The following is a 16,993-nucleotide window of genomic DNA, read 5'->3' as shown; positions in this document are numbered from 1 at the left end:
CCTGACCCCATGCCGAACTCAGAAGTGAAACGCCGCAGCGCCGATGGTAGTGTGGGGCCTCCCCATGCGAGAGTAGGGAACTGCCAGGCATCAAAACAACGACGGAGCCTCAGCGAAAGCTGGGGCTTTTTCGTGTCTGCGGTCCGGTGGAAAAACGGTGGATTTGTGGACATGCCACCGCCTGTTTTGTGATCTTCCTTCCCGGCGACTTAAAGAACCTGCCCGCCGCTTCATAAAGCTTGCGCCAGACATCGGTGGTTAAACCTGTTCAGTCACCGCCTTCTAGCCACCTTACGATAAACTTTGCGATCTCTACTGGATCGTTCAGGTTTAACAAAGGTACCGAAACATCAAGCGAACGGTTGCTGGCGACAGCGATAACGTGCGCGTCCAGTAATGGTTTTATCTCTTCCTCGCTACGATCGCGGCATAAAACTATGCGCGGGATCGGCTCATCTTTAAATCCCTCGACCAGAATCAAATCTAACGAACGCGAATCCATCCGACTTATCAGGAAATTAAAATCTATCGCTTCCTGATCGGGGGTCTCGGTCATTAATGCCCAGCGTTGCTGGCTGGCCACTAATACCTGATCGGCACCTGCTTTGCGTAATTCATAACTATCTTTGCCCGGCTTATCTACATCCATATCATGATGCGTATGCTTAATCAGCCCTGGACGAACCCCTTGTTCTTTTAATAAAGGAATAAGCTGCTTAAGCAGCGTTGTCTTCCCGGTTCCGCTCCAGGCGGCGATAGCCAGTATCGGTAACATCTAATTGTTCCTCTCATAACGCGCCAGCTCTTCCGGGGTATTAACGTTAACGAATGCGTGCTCGCCATCGTTAAACTGCACCGCATGACCACCAACGTGCTGTAAAAAATGCATTACCCTGCGTTCGCCGTCAGCCAGATAACGCGCCAGTTCCGGCATTATCTGGCGATGAATCAAGGCCAACGCGGGATGGTCGCGTTCCTGTGAACGAACCCAAACGGCTGGCGCGTGCTGCTTTTGCTGCCAGAGACGCATAATATAATCACCAGGAATAAAAGGCGTATCACAGGCAGAAAAGGCAATCCATGGGCTATCAATCTGCTGAAACGCGCTCAGCATACCGGCAAGCGGTCCGGGGTAATCAGGCAACACATCATTTATGGTTCGCAGATTGTTCTGTTGATAAAGCGCCAGGTTACGGTTTGCGCTAATGCTCACATCTTTAACCTGCGGAGCCAGCCGCTGCCAGACGTGCTGCCATAAAGGTTTCCCCTGCAGCAGCAGCTGCGCTTTATCTTGTCCGCCCATCCGGCTGCTGCGTCCTCCAGCCAGAATAACGCCGGATATTGTTTCCCGCTGTTCACTCACGCGCAAACCCTCTCTTTTATTGTGGGAATAACCCTGCTAACGTAGCATCCAGTGAACCATTCTGGATAAATTTATGAAATACCATCGACTAAATGAACTGCTGGAACTGCTCCAGCCGGCATGGCAAAGCGAACCGGATCTTAACCTACTGCAGTTTTTACAAAAACTGGCGGAAGAGTCAGGCTTTGACGGCCCCTTATCGGCGTTAACCGATGATATCCTGATTTATCACCTGAAAATGCGTGGTGCAGATAAACAGGAAGCGATTCCCGGCATTAAGAAAGATTATGAAGAAGATTTCAAAACGGCGCTGCTACGGGCGCGCGGCATAATTAAGGATTAATCTGCCACAGTTTCTATCGTGCTGACCGATCGGTGTTATTCTTACCCGCTTCTGGCACTGAGCAGAGATGCACGATGGAAAATACTGCCTTTCACTTTCATACCCTCAATCCCGATACCATTGTCGATGCGCTGTGGGATACCGGCCTGCGCGTTGATTCCGGACTGACTGCGCTTAACAGCTATGAAAACCGCGTCTATCAGTTCTCTGATGAAGAACGACGCCGTTATGTCGTTAAATTCTATCGTCCACAGCGCTGGAGCCGTGCGCAAATTGAAGAAGAACATCAGTTTGCGCTTGAGCTGCAGCAGGACGAAGTGCCGCTTGCCGCGCCGCTAATGCTTAACGGCAGCACCTTACATCAGCATGATGGCTTTTGGTTTGCTGTTTTCCCCAGCCTGGGAGGGCGGCAATATGAAACGGATAATGACGATCAGCTTGAGGGCGTAGGACGTTTTCTGGGACGCATTCATCAAACCGGCGAGCGGACGCTCTTTGCCGCACGTCCTGCGATGGGCTTACAGGAATATATCGCAGAACCGGCGCACATCCTGCAACAGTGTCAGCTGGTGCCTTCTGCGCTGCGCGACGCGCTCAATGCCAGCATTGCGACACTAAGCGCAACCTTGCAGAGCTGTTGGCATACCAACTGGACGCCGCTGCGTCTGCATGGCGACTGTCATCCCGGCAATATTCTGTGGCGTGACGGGCCGCTGTTTGTGGATTTAGACGATGCGCGTAACGGGCCTGCGGTGCAGGATCTCTGGATGTTGATCAACGGCGACCAGCAACAGCAGCGGATCCAGTGGGATATTCTGCTGGAGGCGTATAACGAGTACAGAGACTTCGATATTAATGAATTGTCATTAATTGAACCTTTACGTGCTATGCGCATGGTTTATTATCTGGCGTGGATTGTTCGACGCTGGCAGGATCCTGCTTTTCCGCGTAGCTTTCCGTGGATGACGGAAGAAGATTTTTGGCGCAGACAAATCGCGTCCTTCAAAGAGCAAAATACCGTATTACAGCAACCGCCACTGCGGTTAATGCCTGAATATTGATGTTTGATTATGGAGAGAGTCTCGAAATGAAAAAATTATGGCTTGCGCTGGTCGGTCTCGTACTGGCGTTCAGTGCCTCAGCTGCGCAGTTCAATGACGGCCAACAATACGTTACGCTGGATAAGCCGGTTGCCGGTAAGCCGCAGGTAATGGAGTTCTTCTCCTTTTTCTGTCCGCACTGCTATCAGTTTGAAGAAATTTATCACGTCGGCGACGCCGTAAAGAAAACGTTGCCGGAAGGCGTTAAAGTCACCAAATATCATGTCGATTTCCTCGGCGGCGACTTAGGCCCGATCGTGACCCATGCCTGGGCGGTTGCAATGGCGCTGGGCGTTGAAGATCAGGTTACTGCGCCTATTTTTGAAGGCATTCAGAAAAACCAAACCATCACCGATCCTGCCAGCCTGAAAGAGGCATTTGTGAAAGCGGCGGGTATTAAGCCAGAAGATTACGATGCGGCCTGGAATAGCTTTGCAGTAAAAGCGTTAGTTGCCCAGCAGCAAAAAGCGGCGGCAGATGTTGATCTGCGCGGTGTACCGGCGATGTTTGTTAATGGCAAATATATGGTTAACAACGGCGGCCTGGATACCAGCTCAATGGATAACTTCGTTCAGCAATATGCCAACGTTGTAAAATTCCTGGTAGAAAAACAGTAAAAACGATCTAAAAAAGACGCTGGGTTAGCCCGGCGTCTTTTTATTTCTGGCGTATACTTTCCCGCAGTCATTGCTGAAAAAGTAAACAGGGAAGGATCGGGGCTTTCAGAGATAAATTAATAACGGTTCGGCGATCAAAAAAGGATCGCTAATATTTATATCCACATTTGATCTATTTTGACTTTTCCTGGGTCTCGATCGTTTTCTTGATCCAAATGGTTGATAGAAAAAGGATAATTTTTAGCGGGCATTGTCTATTTACGTAAATAACAATACGTTAGTATTTTTGCACACAAAGTTATCCACAGGCGAGCACGCCGCATCCGGTTATTGTTTTCCGAGCCTTCTCTAAACTTCCCGCCAGGTTATTTCATATTTGTCGGCATCATGTGGCATCCTTATGCCATACCAACGATCATCCTGGAACGTGAAACTTATGGCTCAAATTGCAGAAAACCCTCTGATTCTGGTAGATGGATCTTCCTACCTTTATCGCGCTTATCATGCTTTTCCGCCGCTTACCAACAGTGTCGGGGAACCTACCGGAGCGATGTACGGCGTGCTGAACATGCTGCGTAGCTTGCTGCTGCAGTATCAACCCAGCCATGTAGCAGTGGTCTTCGATGCGAAGGGCAAAACGTTCCGTGACGAGTTATTTGAGCACTATAAATCCCATCGTCCGCCAATGCCGGACGATCTGCGCGCGCAAATTGAGCCGTTGCACAATATGGTGCGGGCGATGGGATTGCCGCTGTTGGCGGTTTCCGGCGTAGAGGCTGATGATGTTATCGGCACGCTGGCGTTGCAGGCAGAGAAGCAAGGGCGAGCGGTATTAATCAGCACTGGCGATAAAGATATGGCGCAGCTGGTTACGCCAAACATCACGCTTATCAACACCATGAACAACGCTATCCTTGGGCCGGAAGAGGTTCAGGATAAATTCGGCGTGCCGCCGGAACTGATTATTGATTTCCTGGCGTTGATGGGCGACTCATCCGATAACATTCCGGGTGTACCGGGCGTAGGTGAGAAAACCGCGCAGGCGCTGCTACAAGGTTTAGGCAGTATCACCACGCTTTATGACAACCTGGATAAAATCGCCGATCTTAGCTTCCGTGGCGCGAAAACCATGGCGGCCAAGCTGGAGCAGAACAAAGAGGTTGCGCTGCTTTCCTATCAGCTGGCGACGATCAAAACCGATGTCGAGCTTGATGTCGGCTGTGAACAGCTGAACGTCAACGAGCCGGATGTTGAAACGCTGCTTGGCCTGTTCCGCCACTATGAATTCCGCCGCTGGATCACCGATCTGCAAGAGGGTAAATGGTTGCAGGGACGGAAAAGCAACGGTGGCGCGCAAAAGGCGCTGGCAGAAGAGGCGGCACCGCAGCCGGAAAGCGTTAGCGTGCTTTCTTCCGATGGCTACGTCACGATCCTCGATCAGGAAACGTTCGACAGCTGGCTGGATAAGCTGAAGCAGAGTTCACTCTTTGCCTTCGATCTGGAAACCGATTCGCTGGATACCTTAACCGCCAATATTATCGGCTTATCTTTTGCCGTGGCACCGGGTGAAGCCGCCTACCTGCCGGTTGCGCATGATTATCTGGATGCGCCCGATCAGCTGGATCGCGATGCGGTTCTGGCGCAGCTCAAGCCGCTGCTGGAAGACAACCGCGCGTTGAAAGTGGGGCAAAACCTTAAGTTCGATCGTAGCGTGCTGAAAAACTACGATATCGAACTGGGCGGGATTAAATTCGATACCATGCTCGAATCCTATATGCTGAATACCGTAGTCGGTAAGCATGATATGGATAGCCTGGCGGCGCGCTGGCTCAACCATAAAACGGTGACCTTCACCGACATCGCTGGTAAAGGTAAAAATCAACTCACCTTCAACCAGATCGCCCTGGAGCAGGCGGGGCATTACGCGGCGGAAGATGCGGATGTCACGCTACAGCTGCATTTAAAAATGTGGCCGGAGCTGGAAAAAGAGGCGGGGCCGAAGCACGTTTTTGAAAAGATCGAAATGCCGCTGTTAACGGTGATCTCGCGTATCGAGCGTAATGGCGTACTTATCGATCAGCATATTCTGGCTAAGCACTCGCAGGAGTTAACCGCTCGCTTGAAAGAGCTGGAAGAGAAAGCGCACGAGCTGGCGGGCGAGCCGTTTAACCTCTCGTCAACCAAACAGCTGCAAACCATTCTGTTTGAAAAACAGGGCATCAAGCCAACCAAGAAAACGCCGGGCGGCGCGCCATCGACCAGCGAAGAAGTGCTGGCGGAGCTGGCGCTGGACTATCCGTTGCCCAAAGTTATCCTTGAGCATCGCGGGTTGTCCAAACTGAAATCGACCTATACCGATAAACTGCCGCAGATGATTAATCCGCGGACGGGGCGAGTGCACACTTCTTACCAGCAGGCGGTAACGGCAACCGGTCGTCTCTCCTCTACCGATCCGAACTTGCAAAATATTCCGGTGCGTAATGAAGAAGGGCGGCGTATTCGTCAGGCCTTTATCGCGCCGGAAGGCCGTCGCATCGTCGCGGCTGACTATTCGCAGATCGAGCTGCGCATCATGGCGCATCTGTCACAGGACAAAGGGCTGCTGACCGCTTTTGCCGAAGGGCAGGATATTCACCGCGCGACCGCAGCGGAGGTTTTTGGCGTCAGCGTTGATAAGGTCACTAACGAGCAGCGTCGCAGCGCGAAAGCGATTAACTTCGGTTTGATTTATGGCATGAGCGCGTTTGGCTTATCCCGTCAGCTGAATATTAACGCGGGCGAAGCGAAAGTTTATATGGATCGCTACTTTGAGCGCTATCCGGGCGTGTTGCAGTATATGGAAAACACGCGCAAACAGGCCTCTGAACAGGGCTATGTTTCTACGCTGGATGGACGTCGGCTGTGGCTGCCAGATATTAAATCGGCCAACGCGATTCGTCGCAAAGCGGCAGAGCGTGCGGCGATTAACGCACCGATGCAGGGCACGGCGGCAGATATCATCAAGCGGGCCATGATTGACGTTGATGCCTGGCTGCAAGCGCCTGATGCGCCGCAGGTCACGATGATTATGCAGGTTCACGATGAACTGGTATTTGAAATCAACGAGCAGGATATAGAACAGGCCAGCGAAAAAATCCGTCAGCTGATGGAAAACAGCATGAACCTGGATGTGCCGCTGCGCGTAGATATTGGCGTGGGCGATAACTGGGATCAGGCGCACTAAGCCTCTGATGTGGGCGCTCTTCTGGCATAGCCGCTATGCCGGAAGAACGAGCCTGTTAACATCATGTCGTTACTTAAATGCTAACGTTATGGCGCTCAAACACTTTTTTGGTAATTAAGCTACATCCATACGCTGTTTATGTGACGGCTGTTAAGAAAAAACTGCTGTTTTATGAAAATTAACTACAAAAAATTCTTTGTCGGTCAGAAAAAATCAGGTAAAGTTTACGGCGTAGGGTACAGAGGTAAGATGTTCTATCTTTCAGACCTTTTACTTCACGTAATCGGATTTGGCTGAATATTAGCCGCCCCAGTCATTCTGTGACTGGGGCGTTTTTTATTGGGCGTTCGGCAAAAAAAGGGCGCGTAATTCGCTACGCGCCCACAGGGATTATTGCCCCTCTTCTTCGACCGGCGCGTCATCCTGTGCGCTAAACCAGCTATCCAGCTTCAGGCGTAATTTATCAACACCCATTTTCTTCAACGAAGAGAACATTTCTACCTGTACATCGCCCATAAAGGCCATTGAGGCCTCGCGCACCATATTCAGCTGACTTTTACGTGCGCCTGACGCCAGCTTATCGGCTTTGGTAAGCAGCACCAGCACTGGGATTTGGCTTTGTACTGCCCATTGAATCATTTGCTGATCGAGATCCTTAAGCGGGTGACGGATATCCATCAGCACCACCAGACCTTTCAGGCATTCGCGCTTCTGTAAATATTCGCCTAATGCGTGCTGCCATTTCCGCTTCATCTCTTCCGGGACTTCAGCGTATCCGTAGCCCGGTAAATCGACCAGACGGATACCTTCCTCAACCTGAAACAGGTTAATCAGCTGCGTACGGCCAGGCGTTTTACTGGTGCGCGCCAGGCTTTTTTGGTTAGTCAGCGTATTCAGAGCGCTGGATTTACCTGCATTAGAGCGGCCTGCAAATGCCACTTCAATACCGACGTCAGCCGGAAGGTGACGAATATCGGGGGCGCTGGTAACGAAATGGGTGACGTGATAATTCCAGCCAGACAAAATAGTAACTCCTGGAGAGTTCATTGAGTTTAATGGCGTGATTATACCCTTAAAGCACGTAAAGCGCTTCCCGGGACGGTTGACTAAAAAAATTGTAAGATATTTGCCATAATTATTGCCAGTTATTGACGTTTTTAAACGTCGAGCCAATTAATTTTTCTTTCATATTCAAATTATTAGACTGAATCATGTAAAAAAAGGTTTCAGAAATCCTTTAGGTACCTTGTGAGTTTTGCTTATTCGTCTAAAGTAATTCACAGAGTTTGGATGGCTCACTTCAGGATGAAGCGCTCAGGGAATAGTCAGGAAAACAAAGAGCCAGGAACAGGACAAGGTGCCAGGAATGCGCCGTCACGGAAAAGGAAACGCTCAGGGTGAGAGCGTAATGCATACGGAAAAACCGGGACGTTGACTGCATCAGGGACGTAAAAGGAAGGTTGTCCTTCTACGGAAGGTACGAAAAAAGGCGACAGGGTGACCTGCCGCCTTTTTTCTTTGTGCGCTTTCTGCTAGATTCCGCCGCAATTCTATACTAAAGAAAAACCCCGGATAAACGATCATGAAACCTGCACATAAGCCACAAAGTAGCGCTGCGCCAAAAGTGAAACGCAAATCGCACGAAGACAAAAATCAGGAAGCGCGCGATCGTAAGCGCGACAAAAAGCGTCGCGGCCATGCAGCAGGTAGCCGCGCGAATCCTGTTACCGCTCAGAACAGCAAAAACGGTGCGGCGAAAGAGAAAGACCCGCGTATCGGCAGTAAAAAACCGGTGCCGTTATTAAAAGAGGGCGTTGCCGTTGCGAAGCCGATCAAAAAAGCGCCCGTTGAGCAGAAGCCGTTAATGGAACCGACAGAAGAACTGGCGATGCTGGAAAATGACGAGCGTCTTGACGCACTGCTGGATCGCCTGGAAAACGGCGAAGTGCTGTCGGCGCAGGATCAGGCGTGGCTCGATCAGACGCTGGACCGTATTGATGTTCTGATGGAGCAGCTCGGTATTGGTCTGGACGATGAAGAAGAAGATGAAGCAGATGAAGATATGTATCGTCTGCTGAAAGGCGAGAAATAAGCTCGCCGCTCTAAATTGACGGGAACGGACGAAAGCGCCTCTCCCGTCAGCCGGGTATTCGCTTATGTTTTGGCCTGGATCAATTATCGCCATTTTATTGGCATGTTATCTGTTTTGGCTGTTTGTTAAACTACGCCGCCTGACGCAGCTGAAATCACGCTTGCGCCGTGCTACCGCTAACCGGCAGCGCCAGGCCTCCTTGCCCTTGACGCGGCCCGTAAGGCGTCGTAAATGGAAGGAGTGAACATGTCAATGCCGTTAACCGAGTGGGATCAGGCCCTGATCGAGAAATACAACTATGCCGGGCCGCGCTATACCTCTTATCCCACCGCGCTGGAATTTACTGAAGGCTGGAGCGAAGCGGCCTTTCAGCAGGCTGCCCAGCGCTATCCCACGCGGCCGCTTTCTCTTTATCTCCATATCCCTTTCTGCCATCGCCTTTGTTATTTTTGCGGCTGCAATAAGCAGGTAACGCGCCAGATGCATAAAGGCGATCGTTATCTGGATGTGCTGGAGCAAGAAATTCGCCAGCGCGCAGCGCTATTCCGTGACAGAACCGTTACCCAGATGCACTGGGGCGGCGGCACGCCAACCTGGTTAAGCAAGGCGCAGCTGAGTCGCTTAATGGCGGTGCTACGTGAATGCTTTCATTTCAACAGCGAGGTGGAGATCTCCATTGAGATTGATCCGCGTGAGCTGGAATTAGATATTCTCGATCATCTGCGGGCGCTGGGCTTTAATCGCCTGAGCATGGGCGTGCAGGATTTCAACAAGGTGGTGCAGGAGCGCGTCAACCGCGTTCAGGATGAAACCTTTATTTTTGCGCTGATCGCGCGGGCGCGCGAACTGGGCTTCACCTCCAGCAATATCGATCTGATCTACGGCCTGCCGATGCAAACGCCGGAAAGCTTCGACTATACCTTACAGAAGGTGGCCACCTTGCGGCCCGATCGCCTGAGCGTATTTAACTATGCGCACTTGCCGACGCTGTTTGCCGCTCAGCGGAAAATCAAAGATGAGGAGCTGCCCAGCCCGGGACAAAAGCTGGTGATCCTGCAACAAACGATCGCCACGCTGACCGCGCAGGGTTATCACTATATCGGGATGGATCATTTCGCCCGCCCGGATGATGAACTGGCTATTGCGCAGCGCGAAGGGAGACTGCATCGCAATTTTCAGGGTTACACCACGCAGGGCGAGACCGATCTGCTGGGCATGGGCGTGTCGGCTATTAGTATGCTGGGCGACTGCTATGCACAAAACCAAAAAGATTTGAAAGCCTACTACGCCAGCGTAGAACAGCAGGGGAACGCCTTATGGCGCGGGCTAACGCTCAGCCAGGATGACTGCCTGCGCCGTGAGGTGATCAAAGCGCTTATCTGTAACTTTTCGCTCTCATTTCGCGACATTGAAGCGGCGAGCGGCATCACCTTCACCGACTATTTTGCCGACGATCTGGCCTTGCTTGCGCCGCTGGCGGCGGATGGGCTGGTGGAGATACACAAGGACGGCCTGCAAGTGACGCCAAAAGGGCGCTTGCTGATTCGTAATATCTGCATGTGCTTTGATGTTTATATGCGGCAGAAGGCGCGACAGCAGCAATTCTCGCGTGTGATCTAACCATGCGGAACAACAAAAGGCCGGTGCAGACCGGCCTTTTTGTTAACTGAAAAAATTAACCATTACGGCACACAGCACCGCCGCTAACGCAGTTTGCGGTGAGTGACCGACAGCTGCATCACCAGCAGCGCTCAATGAGATCAACAGCGATTCGAGCATGATAAGCCTCCCGATAACCGCTCAAAATGATACTGAACGGCATCGAGGTGTAAAGAGCAAAGCGCAAGTATTGTGCAAAAAACAGGCTTTTTTCCGCTTACTCCATGCCCAGTTCTTTCAGCTTGCGCGTCAGGGTATTACGTCCCCAGCCCAGCAGGCGCGCCGCTTCCTGCTTGTGCCCTTGCGTATGGCGCAGCGCCGTAGTAAGCAACGTGCGCTCCATCTCCGGCTGTGCTTCAGAGAGTAAATTTTGATGACCGGAACGCAGCGCCCGATCGGCCCATTGCGCTAACAGCGTGGCCCAGCTATCGGGCAGTGATTGCGCCGCCGTATCGCTGGTGGTGCTCTCAAACAGCTCAGGCGGCAGATCCTGAATCAGCACCTCCTGACCTGCGGCCATCACCGTCAGCCAGCGGCAGGTATTCTCCAGCTGGCGCACGTTACCGGACCAGTGCAAACGCGTCAGCGCCGCTTCGGTCTCCGCATGCAGGATCTTGGCTTCCACGCCCAGTTCACGCGCGGCAACCTGCAGGAAATAACGCGCCAGCCGTGGAATATCTTCCCGTCGCTCGCGCAGCGGCGGCAGATGTACGCGAATCACGTTCAGGCGATGGAACAGATCTTCCCTGAACTTTCCTTGCTGGACGCGCAGCTCCAGATTCTGGTGCGTTGCCGCAATAATACGCACATCGACTTTCACCGGCGCATAGCCGCCGACGCGGTAAAATTGCCCGTCCGCCAGCACGCGTAGCAGACGCGTTTGCACATCCAGCGGCATATCGCCGATTTCATCCAGAAACAGTGTCCCGCCGTCCGCCTGTTCAAAACGTCCCTGCCGGATCTGATTTGCGCCGGTAAATGCGCCTTTTTCATGGCCGAACAGCTCCGACTCAATCAGGTCTTTCGGGATTGCCGCCATATTCAGCGCAATAAAAGGGGCTTTAGCGCGCGGGCTGTGGCGATGTAATGCGTGCGCCACCAACTCTTTGCCGGTTCCCGATTCACCGTTAATCAGCACGCTAATGGAAGAGCGTGAAAGCCGGCCGATAATGCGGAAAACATCCTGCATTGCGGGCGCTTCGCCAATAATATCGGTTGTCGGGCCGCTGACTGGCCGATCGCGCGGCTGCTGCTGCTCCTGATAATGGCTGATGGCGCGATCCACCAGCGCGACGGCTTCATCAATATCAAACGGCTTGGGCAAATAATCAAAAGCGCCCTGTTGATAAGCGCTGACTGCCGCATCCAGATCGGAGTGCGCCGTCATTATGATGACCGGTAGCATCGGATGCCGCTGTTTAATTTGTTTTAGTAACGCCAGGCCATCCATGCCAGGCATACGGATATCTGACAATAAAACGTCTGGCGTTTTGCTGGCGAGCGCGTCCAGCACGTCATTGCCACTGTCAAAAGTGGCACAGCTTAAACCGGCCCCAGTAAGTGCGCGTTCAAGCACCCAGCGGATGGAGCTATCGTCATCGACGACCCAAACTATCCCTCGTTGCATAGAAACCTCTACTTACGAATCGGCAGGTAAATCGAAAATTCGGTATGGCCTGGCCAACTGCTAAATTCTATTTTTCCGCAATGCTGATCGATCAGGCTGCGGGCGATGGAAAGGCCCAGCCCGGTGCCGCCCTCTCTGCCGCTCACCATAGGGTAGAACAGCGTATCCTGTAGCTGTGTTGGAATGCCTGGCCCGTCATCCTCCACGTCAATCCGCGCCACCAGCCGGTAACGGGTGCCGTGCAGCGTAAGCTGAAAAGCGGTGCGGGTGCGCAAGGTAATGGTGCCGCCTGCTTCGCCCAGCGCCTGTAGCGCATTGCGTACCACATTCAGTAAAACCTGTTCTATCTGGTCGGGATCGTGCGGCAGCTCCGGCAGGCTGGGATCGTAATCACGTACCAGAGTGATATTCTGCGGCAGCTCCATCTTGACCAGATTTACTACACGCTCCGCCACCTGATGAATACTTTGCGTGACGTGCATCCCCGGCTGCTGCGGCCCTAACAGGCGGTCCACCAGGTTACGCAGCCGATCGGCTTGCTCAATAATCACTTTGGTATATTCCGTCAGCGACGGATCGGGCAAGGCTTTCGCCAGCAGCTGTGCTGCGCCGCGCAGTCCGCCCAGCGGGTTTTTAATTTCATGGGCCAGCCCGCGCACCAGATCGCGCGCCGCAACCTGCTGCGCATGCTGGATCTGCTCCTGACTGAGGCGACGTTGATTATCCATCGGCGCCATTTCCAGCAGAATCAGGCCGTCCGGCAACCGCTGCGCCGTCAGCGACATAATATGGGCGCGTCCATCCACCACCAGCGTTACTTCGCTGTCGGTAAACCCCTGACCCGCAGCCAGGCTTTCTTGCATAACGGCAATATTCAAAGAGAAATAGCCCATCAGCTCCGGCAGCGGCGTGCCAAAAAGCTTACGGGAACTTTGCGCTAACAGCTGCTGCGCCGCTGGATTGGCGTAATGGATAACCAGCTCATCATCAATCAGCAAGATACTGTTAATCAGGGAATTGAGAATCTGCCCGGCATCGGGCAACAGGCCAGTTGCCATACAGCGTTCTCCTGCACCATTTTAGTGCATTATAGTTTCGGCTTTGATAACGCGACATTCCGACCGTTGGTAAGGTGGAGAAAAAAGCCCATCCGAAGATGGGCTAAAAGTTTCCACGGCAACAAAACTCAAACCATTAAACGCTGTAGTAAAGCTCAAACTCTACCGGATGCGGCGTCATGCGCACGCGATCCATTTCAGACTTACGCAGCTCGATGTAGGCTTCAATCGCTTCATCGGTGAACACGCCGCCACGGGTCAGGAACTCGCGGTCTTCGTTCAGCGCGTTCAGCGCTTCTTCCAGCGAACCGGCCACTTTTGGAATTTCAGCTTCTTCTTCCGGCGGCAGGTCATAGAGGTTTTTATCCATCGCGTCGCCAGGATGAATTTTATTGATGATGCCGTCCAGGCCAGCCATCAGCAGCGCAGCAAACGCCAGATACGGGTTAGCCGCTGGATCCGGGAAGCGCGCTTCGATACGGCGGGCTTTCGGGCTGGAAACCACCGGAATACGGATTGAGGCGGAGCGGTTACGCGCAGAGTAGGCCAGCATCACCGGCGCTTCGTAACCCGGCACCAGACGCTTGTAGGAGTTGGTGGTTGGGTTTGCCAGGGCGTTGATGGCTTTAGCGTGCTTGATGACGCCGCCGATATAGAACAGCGCCATTTCAGACAGGCCGCCATATTTGTCGCCAGCGAACAGGTTGGTGCCGCCTTTTGACAGAGACATGTGGCAGTGCATGCCGGAACCGTTATCGCCATACATCGGCTTCGGCATAAAGGTGGCGGTTTTGCCCCAGGCGTGCGCGACGTTATGCACGACATATTTGTAGATCTGGATTTCGTCCGCTTTCTTCACCATGGTGTTGAAACGGGTAGCCACTTCGTTCTGACCAGCGGTAGCCACTTCGTGGTGATGCGCTTCAACCACCAGACCCATCTGCTCCATGGTTAAACACATGGCAGAACGGATGTCCTGTGCGGAATCAACCGGCGGAACCGGGAAGTAGCCGCCTTTCAGACCCGGACGGTGACCTTTGTTGCCGCCTTCATATTCTTTGCCGGTGTTCCAGGCCGCTTCGATATCATCGATAGCAACATGGGAGCCGGAAGTGCTGCTGCCGAAACGGATATCGTCAAACAGGAAGAATTCTGGCTCAGGGCCAAACAGTACGGTGTCGGCGATGCCGGAAGAGCGCAGGAAATCTTCAGCACGCTTGGCGATAGAACGCGGGTCGCGGTCATAGCCCTGCATGGTGCCTGGCTCAAGGATGTCACAACGGATGATAAGCGTAGAGTCTTCGAAGAACGGATCGAGCACGGCAGTGGTTGCGTCCGGCATCAGCACCATGTCTGATTCATTAATGCCTTTCCAGCCGCCGATGGAGGAGCCATCGAACATTTTGCCTTCTTCGAAAAAGTCTGCGTTGACCTGATGCGCCGGAATCGTCACGTGCTGTTCTTTACCTTTGGTATCGGTAAAACGCAGGTCAACAAACTTTACTTCGTGTTCGTTCATCATCGAGAGAACGTGTTCAGCAGACATACTCAACTCTCCTGGTAATTGTCATTGTCGTCGTGGAAAGAGAACTTCAGGCTGCCAGACGCGTAAAGATTGGCGTACAGCGGGCAACTAAGTACTCAGACAAGCTATCAACCGTTGTGGAAACTGTCGTTTTGGCTTAAGCAGATTAAAGCGAATTTTGTGCCAACTTTTTTATTCTGGCCAAAAAGCGCTATTATACGCGCTCTCGTCACACGAGGGATGCACCATGATGGATATCGCGCACCATTATAGTGCAATTGAGTGGAGTTTGAGCACTGTTATGGTGCAGTTGAGCAATCGGGTGCATTTTTTGCACTGAAAGTGGTGTTTAAGGCAAGCCTTGCAGCATTCTTTCTTTGATATTTGTGATCCTGTTCAGTCCTTCGATTAATCCGTGTACAATAGCGCGCTATTTCTAATGCCTGAGGCAAAGCTGTGATCGAAAATTTGCGTAACATCGCCATTATTGCGCACGTTGACCATGGGAAAACCACCCTGGTCGACAAACTGCTGCAACAGTCTGGTACTTTTGATGCCCGTACTGAAGCAACTGAGCGTGTAATGGACTCCAACGATTTGGAGAAAGAGCGTGGGATTACCATCCTCGCGAAAAATACCGCCATCAAATGGAACGACTATCGTATCAACATCGTTGATACCCCGGGACACGCCGACTTCGGTGGTGAAGTTGAGCGCGTAATGTCCATGGTTGATTCAGTGCTGCTGGTTGTCGACGCGATGGACGGCCCTATGCCGCAGACGCGTTTCGTGACCAAGAAAGCCTTTGCTCATGGCCTGAAACCGATCGTGGTTATCAACAAAATCGACCGTCCGGGCGCACGTCCTGACTGGGTTGTTGATCAGGTGTTCGACCTGTTCGTTAACCTCGACGCGACCGACGAGCAGCTCGATTTCCCGATTATTTACGCTTCTGCACTGCAGGGTATCGCTGGCGCCGACCATTCTGAAATGGCCGACGACATGACCCCGCTGTACCAGGCAATTGTTGAACACGTTCCGGCACCAAACGTTGACCTGGACGGCCCGCTGCAGATGCAAATCTCCCAGCTGGACTACAACAACTACCTGGGCGTAATCGGTATCGGTCGTATCAAGCGTGGTAAGGTAAAACCGAACCAGCAGGTTACGATTATCGATAGCGAAGGCAAAACGCGTAACGCGAAAGTCGGTAAAGTGCTGGGCCACCTGGGTCTGGAGCGTATCGATACCGATCTGGCTGAAGCGGGCGACATCATCGCGATCACCGGTCTGGGCGAGCTGAACATCTCTGATACCATCTGCGATACGCAGAATGTAGAAGCGCTGCCGCCGCTGAGCGTCGATGAGCCGACCGTAACCATGTTCTTTAACGTCAACACCTCGCCGTTCTGCGGTAAAGAAGGTAAATACGTTACTTCACGTCAGATCCTGGATCGTCTGAAGAAAGAGCTGGTACACAACGTTGCGCTGCGCGTTGAAGAAACCGAAGATGCGGATGCGTTCCGTGTTTCCGGTCGTGGCGAGCTGCACCTCTCCGTACTGATCGAAAACATGCGTCGTGAAGGCTTTGAGCTGGCGGTATCCCGTCCGAAAGTTATCTTCCGCGAAGTTGACGGTCGTAAGCAGGAACCGTTTGAAAACGTGACGCTGGATATCGAAGAACAGCATCAGGGCGCGGTTATGCAGGCGATGGGCGAGCGTAAAGGCGACATGAAAAACATGGACCCGGATGGCAAAGGCCGCGTACGTCTTGACTACGTGATCCCAAGCCGTGGTCTGATCGGTTTCCGTAACGAATTCATGACCATGACTTCCGGTACTGGCCTGCTGTACTCCACCTTCAGCCACTACGACGACGTGCGTCCGGGCGAAGTGGGTCAGCGTCAGAACGGCGTGCTGATCTCTAACGGCCAGGGCAAGGCAGTTGCCTTCGCACTGTTTGGTCTGCAGGATCGCGGCAAGCTGTTCCTGGGTCACGGCGCAGAAGTTTACGAAGGGCAGATTATCGGCATTCACAGCCGCTCTAACGACCTGACCGTAAACTGTCTGACCGGTAAAAAACTGACCAACATGCGTGCATCGGGTACGGACGAAGCGACTACGCTGGTACCGCCGATCAAGATGACGCTGGAGCAGGCTATCGAGTTCATCGATGATGACGAACTGGTTGAAGTAACGCCGACCTCCGTACGTATTCGTAAACGTCACCTGACGGAAAACGATCGTAAACGCGCTTCACGCGGCAGCAAAGACGTTTAACGTCTCGCTACAGCGTGCATAAAAGCCGTTAAATGGCCCCGCAAGGGGCCATTTTTACTTCTGCTGCCTGATTTTTCCTTTCCCTTGCGTTGTACGCGCGTCGCTC

15 protein-coding genes and 1 rRNA gene are annotated in these 16,993 nt (G+C 52.7%); 9 read left to right on the top strand and 7 right to left on the bottom strand.

Going from position 1 to position 16,993, the window contains the following annotated elements; translation table 11 throughout:
* Nucleotides 1-89, top strand: a 5S ribosomal RNA gene (rrf, locus tag J2X14_RS18235); the annotation flags it as partial.
* 179 nt (nucleotides 90-268) lie between these two features.
* Here rrf and mobB read toward each other — a convergent pair.
* Together mobB and mobA are read right to left on the bottom strand one after the other, a co-directional pair.
* Nucleotides 269-775: a molybdopterin-guanine dinucleotide biosynthesis protein MobB gene (gene mobB, locus J2X14_RS18230; protein ID WP_352412588.1), complete on the bottom strand. Its 507-nt coding sequence runs from the start codon at nucleotides 773-775 to the stop codon at nucleotides 269-271.
* Complete coding sequence (mobA, locus tag J2X14_RS18225) at nucleotides 776-1,369, bottom strand: molybdenum cofactor guanylyltransferase MobA (RefSeq protein WP_502890029.1); 594 nt, start codon at nucleotides 1,367-1,369, stop codon at nucleotides 776-778.
* A 67-nt stretch (nucleotides 1,370-1,436) separates the two neighbouring features.
* On the opposite strand from mobA, the gene J2X14_RS18220 reads away from it, so the two are divergent.
* The 5 genes from J2X14_RS18220 to spfP all read left to right on the top strand — a co-directional run bounded on the left by J2X14_RS18220 (nucleotide 1,437) and on the right by spfP (nucleotide 6,943).
* Nucleotides 1,437-1,706, top strand: coding sequence for a YihD family protein (locus J2X14_RS18220; RefSeq protein WP_352412586.1), 270 nt, complete (start codon nucleotides 1,437-1,439; stop codon nucleotides 1,704-1,706).
* 74 nt (nucleotides 1,707-1,780) lie between these two features.
* Nucleotides 1,781-2,767, top strand: coding sequence for a serine/threonine protein kinase (locus J2X14_RS18215; RefSeq protein WP_352412585.1), 987 nt, complete (start codon nucleotides 1,781-1,783; stop codon nucleotides 2,765-2,767).
* 26 nt (nucleotides 2,768-2,793) lie between these two features.
* On the top strand, nucleotides 2,794-3,423 hold the full coding sequence (gene dsbA, locus J2X14_RS18210) for a thiol:disulfide interchange protein DsbA (RefSeq protein WP_352412584.1): 630 nt from the start codon (nucleotides 2,794-2,796) through the stop codon (nucleotides 3,421-3,423).
* 436 nt (nucleotides 3,424-3,859) lie between these two features.
* Nucleotides 3,860-6,646 (top strand): DNA polymerase I, encoded by a 2,787-nt coding sequence (polA, locus tag J2X14_RS18205; RefSeq protein ID WP_352412583.1) that lies wholly within the window; start codon nucleotides 3,860-3,862, stop codon nucleotides 6,644-6,646.
* Between the two features lie 249 nt (nucleotides 6,647-6,895).
* A complete protein-coding gene (gene spfP, locus J2X14_RS21035) occupies nucleotides 6,896-6,943 on the top strand; it encodes a small protein SpfP (RefSeq protein ID WP_071892919.1) in 48 nt (15 codons plus the stop codon).
* A 93-nt stretch (nucleotides 6,944-7,036) separates the two neighbouring features.
* On the opposite strand, the gene yihA is transcribed toward spfP, so the two are convergent.
* Nucleotides 7,037-7,693 carry a ribosome biogenesis GTP-binding protein YihA/YsxC gene (gene yihA, locus J2X14_RS18200; protein ID WP_352412582.1) on the bottom strand — a complete coding sequence of 219 codons (657 nt, stop codon included), beginning with the start codon at nucleotides 7,691-7,693 and terminating at the stop codon, nucleotides 7,037-7,039.
* 532 nt (nucleotides 7,694-8,225) lie between these two features.
* On the opposite strand from yihA, the gene yihI reads away from it, so the two are divergent.
* On the top strand, nucleotides 8,226-8,738 hold the full coding sequence (yihI, locus tag J2X14_RS18195) for a Der GTPase-activating protein YihI (protein ID WP_502890031.1): 513 nt from the start codon (nucleotides 8,226-8,228) through the stop codon (nucleotides 8,736-8,738).
* Between the two features lie 246 nt (nucleotides 8,739-8,984).
* Entirely contained in the window at nucleotides 8,985-10,358 is a 1,374-nt protein-coding gene (gene hemN, locus J2X14_RS18190) for an oxygen-independent coproporphyrinogen III oxidase (protein ID WP_352412580.1), read from the top strand.
* A gap of 42 nt (nucleotides 10,359-10,400) precedes the next feature.
* On the opposite strand, the gene J2X14_RS18185 is transcribed toward hemN, so the two are convergent.
* The 4 genes from J2X14_RS18185 to glnA all read right to left on the bottom strand — a co-directional run bounded on the left by J2X14_RS18185 (nucleotide 10,401) and on the right by glnA (nucleotide 14,628).
* Nucleotides 10,401-10,517 carry a YshB family small membrane protein gene (locus J2X14_RS18185; protein WP_352412579.1) on the bottom strand — a complete coding sequence of 39 codons (117 nt, stop codon included), beginning with the start codon at nucleotides 10,515-10,517 and terminating at the stop codon, nucleotides 10,401-10,403.
* Between the two features lie 97 nt (nucleotides 10,518-10,614).
* Nucleotides 10,615-12,024: a nitrogen regulation protein NR(I) gene (gene glnG / locus J2X14_RS18180; RefSeq protein ID WP_352412578.1), complete on the bottom strand. Its 1,410-nt coding sequence runs from the start codon at nucleotides 12,022-12,024 to the stop codon at nucleotides 10,615-10,617.
* An 8-nt stretch (nucleotides 12,025-12,032) separates the two neighbouring features.
* Entirely contained in the window at nucleotides 12,033-13,082 is a 1,050-nt protein-coding gene (glnL, locus tag J2X14_RS18175; protein ID WP_352412577.1) for a nitrogen regulation protein NR(II), read from the bottom strand.
* 136 nt (nucleotides 13,083-13,218) lie between these two features.
* Nucleotides 13,219-14,628, bottom strand: a complete 1,410-nt coding sequence (gene glnA, locus J2X14_RS18170; RefSeq protein WP_352412576.1) for a glutamate--ammonia ligase — start codon at nucleotides 14,626-14,628, stop codon at nucleotides 13,219-13,221.
* Nucleotides 14,629-15,063: 435 nt separating this feature from the next.
* Between glnA and typA the strand changes: the two genes are divergently transcribed.
* Nucleotides 15,064-16,887, top strand: a complete 1,824-nt coding sequence (gene typA, locus J2X14_RS18165; protein ID WP_352412575.1) for a ribosome-dependent GTPase TypA — start codon at nucleotides 15,064-15,066, stop codon at nucleotides 16,885-16,887.
* Nucleotides 16,888-16,993 lie beyond the last annotated feature (106 nt).

The sequence above is a fragment of the Mixta sp. BE291 genome (assembly GCF_031457955.1).
Lineage (GTDB): Bacteria > Pseudomonadota > Gammaproteobacteria > Enterobacterales > Enterobacteriaceae > Mixta.
This window is presented reverse-complemented; position numbering and strand designations above follow the sequence as displayed.

Bases quoted from the DNA above. Each gene is read 5' to 3' on its own strand.
- mobB (WP_352412588.1), bottom strand. From the start codon at position 775: ATGTTACCGATACTGGCTATCGCCGCCTGGAGCGGAACCGGGAAGACA.
- J2X14_RS18220 (WP_352412586.1), top strand. From the start codon at position 1,437: ATGAAATACCATCGACTAAATGAACTGCTGGAACTGCTCCAGCCGGCA.
- J2X14_RS18215 (WP_352412585.1), top strand. From the start codon at position 1,781: ATGGAAAATACTGCCTTTCACTTTCATACCCTCAATCCCGATACCATT.
- dsbA (WP_352412584.1), top strand. From the start codon at position 2,794: ATGAAAAAATTATGGCTTGCGCTGGTCGGTCTCGTACTGGCGTTCAGT.
- polA (WP_352412583.1), top strand. From the start codon at position 3,860: ATGGCTCAAATTGCAGAAAACCCTCTGATTCTGGTAGATGGATCTTCC.
- yihA (WP_352412582.1), bottom strand. From the start codon at position 7,693: ATGAACTCTCCAGGAGTTACTATTTTGTCTGGCTGGAATTATCACGTC.
- hemN (WP_352412580.1), top strand. From the start codon at position 8,985: ATGTCAATGCCGTTAACCGAGTGGGATCAGGCCCTGATCGAGAAATAC.
- J2X14_RS18185 (WP_352412579.1), bottom strand. From the start codon at position 10,517: ATGCTCGAATCGCTGTTGATCTCATTGAGCGCTGCTGGTGATGCAGCT.
- glnG (WP_352412578.1), bottom strand. From the start codon at position 12,024: ATGCAACGAGGGATAGTTTGGGTCGTCGATGACGATAGCTCCATCCGC.
- glnL (WP_352412577.1), bottom strand. From the start codon at position 13,082: ATGGCAACTGGCCTGTTGCCCGATGCCGGGCAGATTCTCAATTCCCTG.
- glnA (WP_352412576.1), bottom strand. From the start codon at position 14,628: ATGTCTGCTGAACACGTTCTCTCGATGATGAACGAACACGAAGTAAAG.